The following is a 6774-nucleotide window of genomic DNA, read 5'->3' as shown; positions in this document are numbered from 1 at the left end:
ATACTAAAGAAAGCGAATACATTAGTTTTCTAGCATAATTTTTTGAGAAAATATGCAAAAAAACTTTTGAGAACAAAAGGAAATAGAGAATGTTTGTGGAATGTGCTAAAATGACTTTATTAAGGATGTGAAGCGATGGAATTTTTATTGCAGGATGCAATTCTATATATATCGTTTGTAACGACGGCGCTTTGTTTATTAGAAGTTTTCTTTCTTGCTAACGTTTCTCGCTTTGTGCGTCAGCAAGCATCGAACGGTAGACAGAGAGCGTTTAAACTAGTTGATACGTGTGAAGAGGGTACAAGAAATGTACCGCTATTTTCTATTTTTTATAAATATGGAATGATTCGTTCTGTCCGCAGACAAGAATCGAGTGGAGAGAGTGACGAGGTAGGTCCGTATACACCAATGTTTCGCTAATTAATTACGAAACATTGGAGGAATGAACATGTTAAAATCATACCGAGCTAGGCTCATTAGTTTATCATTATTACTTGTTTTTGTTTTATCTGGCTGCAGTAATGCAGGTACAATTGATTCACATAGTACGGGAATTTGGAACCATTATTTCGTATATCCAATCTCATTTATGATTCAATTTGTTGCTCATCATATACCTGGAGCTAGCTTCGGGATTGCAATCATTATCATTACGCTTGTTGTTCGTTCAGCGATGATTCCATTAGCTGTTTCGCAATATCGTAGCCAAGCGAAAATGAAAAAAATGCAACCTGAATTACAGAAGCTGAAACAGAAATACGGTGATGTGGGTAAAGATCTTGAAAAACAAAAGCAGTATCAAAAAGAAATGTCAGAACTAATGAAATCAGGCGGTTGGAATCCGTTAGCTGGGTGCTGGCCAATCTTTATACAAATGCCGATTTTCTCTGCTTTGTATTATGCGATTAGCCGAACTGAAGAGATTCGTACATCTTCATTTTTATGGGTGAACCTAGGACATGCAGATCCATATCATATATTACCGATTATCGCAGCGTTAACAACATTTATTCAAATGAAGGTGTTCCAATCAAATATAACGCCTGGAGAGCAAGTACAAATGCTGAAAATACAGCAAATTATGATGCCAGCAATGATTTTGTTTATGGGTATTGCGGCACCATCAGGACTTGTGCTGTACTGGATTACAGGTAATTTATTTACAATGACACAAACAATTGTATTAAGAAAAGTAATGGAACGTGAAGAAGTACAATTACAAAATGCTTAGAAAAACGCCGCTCGTGATGAGCGGTGTTTTTTTGTCCCGATTGGTTTGGGCTAATAATTAGTGGAGGATGGACAAATCCCCCCACTAGTTAAAGTTTCACTTTATTTAAATCGTTAAGGAAATTTTAAGAAACCAACATTACTATAGGCGTTGTATACGAAAGTGTACATGCTTTAGAAATATGAAGGAGGAAATTTCCTATGAAGAAAAAAACATTTGGGTATGTAGCAATTGCAGGTGCTTTATCATTTGGAATTATAGGAGGAGCGTGCATACCAGCGTTTGCGGCAGCTAATACTCCAGCAGCTGAGCAAGTTACAAAAGGAACTGCAAAGAAGAATTTAGATGAGGCGACAAAACAAAAAGTAAAAACGATTATGGACGATACAAAGAAACAGTTAGAGGAACTAGGTGTGAAATTCCCAGAGAAGGGTGATCGCAAGGAAATGTTTGCGGGATTAGATGATCAGGCGAAAGAAAAAGCGAAGTCGATTTTAGAGCAAGAGAAATCTGGAGCATTAACACGTGAGCAAGTGAAAGAGAAGTTGCAAGAGTTAGGCGTAAACTTACCAGAGAAAGGTAAGCACAAAGAAATGCTTGCAGATTTAGATGAAGCGACAAAAGAAAAAGTGAAGTCGATTTTAGAGCAAGGGAAGTCTGGAGCATTAACACGTGAGCAAGTGAAAGAGAAGTTGAAAGAGTTAGGCGTAAACTTACCAGAGAAAGGTAAGCACAAGGAAATATTTGCAGGATTAGATGATCAGGCGAAAGAAAAAGTGAAGTCAATTTTAAAGCAAGAAAAGTCTGGAACATTAACTCGTGAGCAAGTGAAAGAGAAATTGAAAGAGTTAGGCGTGAACCTCCCAGAGAAAGGTAAGCGTGGTGACATGTTTACAAACTTAGATGAGGCGACGAAAGAAAAAGCGAAAGCAATTTTAGAGAATGAAAAGAAAAAATTAGAGGAATTGAATGTTGATTTGCCACATCATAAATTTTTTATGAAAAATGAAGATAAATAATTAAACTATGTCGTATCTTTCGTGTGGGCAACCGAAAGATACATATGTGAGGAGGCTGTCTTTGGAACAGCTTCCTCTTATTATGTAGGTTGCTATCGTTGTCGTTTTTTGTTGGGAAGTCGATATAATTTCATTTACCAGATCACGTTGTTCACGAGAGAGCAAATTAGAGAAAAATGGTAACTTCTGTTATAATATAAGGAGAGAAATATTTCCTATGTTATATAAAAAAATATATTGATTTTTTCTAACAATTCAATATAATAAGAAATAACTACAAAATTCGACATCAAGAAGTGATGATGAGGATATGATCAATTTTTTACGATTCTCAGAGAGGGAGGCCTTTGGCTGTGAGCTTCCTAATACGGGAAAATCGATTACCACCTCTGAACTGCAGCAGTGAACGGATATCTAGTAATTGCTTGCCGGCAAAAACCGTTATTTAGACTTGAGAAATTGGTGAAGTGTGTCACTTTACTAATTGAAACAAGGGTGGAACCACGAATACAACACTCGTCCCTTTTTTAGGGAGGAGTGTTTTTTTATTTCATTTTTGCATCACACTAGAATTGGAAGGAGGATACGCAGCATGCATCATGATGAGAAAAACAAAATTGGTTTAACAGTGGCACTTTCTATCGTAGTAGGAACTATTATTGGGTCTGGTGTGTTTATGAAACCAGGGAGCGTATTAGATTACTCAGGGAGTTCTAATATGGCTATTTTTGCTTGGGTAATTGGCGGTCTGTTGACGTTAGCAAGTGGTTTAACAGTAGCCGAAATTGGAGCGCAAATTCCGAAAAATGGTGGGTTGTATACGTATTTAGAGGAGATTTACGGAAGTTTTTGGGGGTATTTATCTGGCTGGATGCAAACAATTGTTTATGGACCAGCTATTATTGGAACGTTAGGTTTGTATTTTAGTTCTTTAATGATCAATTTTTTCTATTTAGATAAAGTCTGGAATTTACCAATCGCAATTGGAACAGTTGTGTTCCTAGGCGTTATAAATAGTTTGGGAACAAAATATGGGGGCATCGTCCAAACGGTTACGACAGTTGGGAAGATGATTCCGATTATATTAATTGTTGTGCTAGGATTTTGGAAAGGGAATAGTGATATCTTCAACGTAGTTGTACCGATATCAGAAAATCAAAGTATCGGGATGGCAATTTTAGCGACTTTATTTGCCTATGACGGTTGGATTTTACTCGCTTCTATTGGCGGAGAAATGAAGAACCCAACAAAGTTATTACCGAAGGCAATGACAGTTGGTATTTTAATTGTAACTGCTGCTTACGTATTAATTAACTTAGCGTTATTAAATGTATTACCAGCAGCGAAAATTGTGGACCTTGGAGAAAATGCAACAGCGACAGCTGCAGGCATGTTACTTGGAGAATATGGCGGGAAAATTATTAGTATCGGTATTATCATTTCTATTTTCGGCTGTTTAAATGGAAAGATTTTAACATTCCCACGTATTCCGATGTCGATGGCAGAGCGTGGACACCTTCCGTTTTCTAAGTTTATCGCAAAGGCACATGAGAAGTTTAAAACACCAGCGAATGCGATTACTGTTGAAATCATATTAGGAATTATTTTAATGCTTATTAGTGATCCGAATAAGCTATCTGAGATTTCCGTATTCATTATTTATATTTTCTATGTAATGACGTTTATTGGTGTCTTTATTTTAAGAAAGCGTAACAAGGATAAAGAGCGTGCATATAGTGTACCGTTATTCCCGATTGTACCAATCGTTGCGATTTTAGGATCGTTGTTTGTACTTGGAAGTGCGATTATTAACGACCCGGTAAGTTGCTTCTTATCAATTGGAATTGTATTTACAGGACTTCCGGTGTATTGGTATTTAAATAAGAAGAAAGAAACTGGAGTTTAATGATTGAAGGCAGGCGTATAATACGCCTGCTTTTTTGCTGTGAAAAAATTGTACTTGCGTCCACTTTCTCTTTTGGTTACTATAATAGTAGTAACCAAAAGAGAAAGTGTGGGGAAAGACTTGAATTTTCGTGTATATATTTTAGCTATTGCGGCTTTCGTAGTCGGAACGGTTGAGCTAATTATAGGAGGAACGCTTGATTTAGTTGCCAATGATTTAGGAGTATCTATTAGCGCAGCTGGTCAGCTTATTACAATATTTTCAGTAGTATTCGCTCTATCAGGGCCGGTTTTATTAGCAGTAACAGGCAAGTTTGAAAGAAAAAAATTGTATGTTGTGGCATTATCAATTTTCTTAATAGGAAATATCATTTCGACATTTAGTGTGAATTATGAGATGTTAATGTTTTCAAGGGTAATTTGTGCGGCGAGTGGATCGCTTATTATTGCACTATCTGTAACACTTGCTTCTAGTGTAGTAGAACCGCATTTTCGTGCGCGTGCAATTGGGATCATTTTTATGGGGATTAGCGGATCGCTCGTACTTGGAGTACCGCTCGGTCTTGTACTCGGAAATGCATATGGATGGCGTGCACCATTTGTATTAATTTCAATATTAACTGTTATGGCGATCGCTTGTATCTCATTGTTCTTAACAAAAGTACCACCGACATCGGTATTATCAATAAGAGAACAAATTGCTACTTTAAAGGATAAAAAAATTGTAAGTGCACAGTTAACATCATTTTTATTTTTAACGGGTCATTTAACGCTATATGCATATTTAACACCGTTTTTAAAAGATGTGATGCATGTTGAAGCAAACTGGATTAGTGTGTTTTACTTTATTTTCGGAATCGCAGCAGTAATTGGCGGCGGGCTTGGCGGCTGGCTTGCGGATAAATGGGGATCGCAGAAAAGTATTATTTCCATCATTATCGTATTTGCATGTGCAATCTTTATGTTGCCGATGATGACATTCTCATTCCCGCTCTTTATTATTATGATGGGGCTTTGGAGTATGCTGAGCTGGGCGATTTCGCCAGCGCAGCAAAACTATTTAATTGAAATTGCACCAGAATCAGCTGGTATTCAGCAAGGTTTAAATAACTCTGCACTTCATTTAGGGATTGCACTCGGTTCAACAGTGGGCGGAGTTGTTATTGAAAGATCATCTGTTATATATAACGCTTGGGTAGGTGGCGTTTTCATTATATTGGCACTGCTTTGTGCGATTTTCTCTATTACGAGAGGACGCTCGAATCAGCTTACGAAAGAAGAATCTATCGTTTGATAGGTTCTTTTTTTGTGTAAAAAATTGCAGGGGTTAGTAGAGAACTGGAGAAGGAAGTATATAGCGAGGTGATAGTATATGGAGTCTAATTTTTCAATTATTGGTTTTCTAATTTCTTTAGTCCCATTATTTCTTATTATTTTTGTATTTAGATGGGTTCGTTTCATCTATCAAAATTCTGAGAAACAAGTGGAGCAAAATGAGAAGATTATTGAGCTGTTGATGGAGATAAAGGAACAAAAAAAATCGTAAAATGGTCTATTCGTTTGGGTGTAAACTTTACAAATCAAAACCATCCGAAAAACCAACTACATAAAATTGAATTAGCGAAAGCGTAAAAAAAGAGCTGTACCAAATGAGTATGTAAAACTCCGTTTGGTACAGCTTTTTTTGTATGGGAAATTATATTATCTATTCAAATGGTAGAATCAATTTTGGGATTTGTTAATATCTCAACTTCATTAATAGACTTCTGATTTCCTCATCTTCCATAAAGAGATCATGATGCTTCTCTGTAATCTTCGCAAGTGCAACGTCGTGATAGAAGAATTCTGTAAAGAACTTCACGAAAGGCTGTGACATTGTTTTCATCGCTTGCCATGATTCTTGCTCTACACCAGCAAATAAAATTTCGCGGTCGTCAACGATAAGTAGTAAATAACGCTCTAATGCGTTAGGTTCTTCAGTTGGGATTAGAAAATGCATGTTTTCTAACTCTGTTTTTACTTTTCCAACTATGAGGGACTCGATTTTGACGCCTTGTTTTGCTTTTTGTTCTAGTAAAGGAAGATATTCTAAAAGGGTATCGTTCCATGCTGAGATACGTATGGATTCTTTGGCATCTTCTATAAGTTGCCTACTTTGTACTTTAATAGAAGACTGCATTTTTAAACTCCAAACGCGGTCATCTGTAAATGACTTTTTAGAAATATTATTTTCAAGTTCTGTAATATTAGATTGGAATTCTGTCGTTAACTTTTCAATTGCTAGCTTGAGTGGTAATGCTGTATACAATTTTTTCTTTTCAGAAACAGAATCCATTACCATCCCTTTATCAATGAGTCGTGCTAACACTTCGTATATTTTTGCTTTTGGAACACCTGAATGTTTAACGATAGTTGTTGCATCTAATGGGTCATTGCTTGATACGACAACTTCATAAGCTTGGCTTTCATATTGTGAGAAACCGAATTTTTGTAGCATAGTTCCCTCCGAACGAATGAGATTATATGTTAAGGATAATGAACTATTTGTTTTTACACAAGTGTTACGATACTAACTAAGTTGATTGAAATGAGAATAAATTTCAATTTTTTAAACTATAT

Annotated in this window: 7 protein-coding genes and 1 other annotated feature; of the genes, 6 read left to right on the top strand and 1 reads right to left on the bottom strand. The window is 36.3% G+C overall.

Annotated elements, in window-relative coordinates; translation table 11 throughout:
* Window positions 1–135 precede the first annotated feature (135 nt).
* From AB3X48_RS15195 to AB3X48_RS15170, 6 genes are all read left to right on the top strand, one after another.
* On the top strand, window positions 136–420 hold the full coding sequence (locus AB3X48_RS15195; protein ID WP_002112708.1) for a hypothetical protein: 285 nt from the start codon (window positions 136–138) through the stop codon (window positions 418–420).
* Window positions 421–448: 28 nt separating this feature from the next.
* Window positions 449–1231 carry a membrane protein insertase YidC gene (locus AB3X48_RS15190; protein WP_002112707.1) on the top strand — a complete coding sequence of 261 codons (783 nt, stop codon included), beginning with the start codon at window positions 449–451 and terminating at the stop codon, window positions 1229–1231.
* Window positions 1232–1431: 200 nt separating this feature from the next.
* A complete protein-coding gene (locus AB3X48_RS15185) occupies window positions 1432–2250 on the top strand; it encodes a hypothetical protein (RefSeq protein WP_199714926.1) in 819 nt (272 codons plus the stop codon).
* 290 nt (window positions 2251–2540) lie between these two features.
* Window positions 2541–2777: a binding site (T-box leader), on the top strand.
* Window positions 2778–2842: 65 nt separating this feature from the next.
* Complete coding sequence (locus tag AB3X48_RS15180) at window positions 2843–4156, top strand: APC family permease (protein WP_016106551.1); 1314 nt, start codon at window positions 2843–2845, stop codon at window positions 4154–4156.
* Between the two features lie 48 nt (window positions 4157–4204).
* Window positions 4205–5449 carry an MFS transporter gene (locus tag AB3X48_RS15175; protein WP_088099656.1) on the top strand — a complete coding sequence of 415 codons (1245 nt, stop codon included), beginning with the start codon at window positions 4205–4207 and terminating at the stop codon, window positions 5447–5449.
* A 78-nt stretch (window positions 5450–5527) separates the two neighbouring features.
* On the top strand, window positions 5528–5701 hold the full coding sequence (locus tag AB3X48_RS15170) for a hypothetical protein (RefSeq protein ID WP_002159977.1): 174 nt from the start codon (window positions 5528–5530) through the stop codon (window positions 5699–5701).
* A 192-nt stretch (window positions 5702–5893) separates the two neighbouring features.
* Here AB3X48_RS15170 and AB3X48_RS15165 read toward each other — a convergent pair whose 3' ends face one another.
* Window positions 5894–6652, bottom strand: coding sequence for a TrmB family transcriptional regulator (locus AB3X48_RS15165; protein WP_016106549.1), 759 nt, complete (start codon window positions 6650–6652; stop codon window positions 5894–5896).
* Window positions 6653–6774: the final 122 nt, after the last annotated feature.

It is taken from the genome of Bacillus sp. S4 (assembly GCF_040838205.1).
In the GTDB taxonomy this organism is placed as follows: Bacteria; Bacillota; Bacilli; order Bacillales; family Bacillaceae_G; genus Bacillus_A; species Bacillus_A cereus_U.
This window is presented reverse-complemented; position numbering and strand designations above follow the sequence as displayed.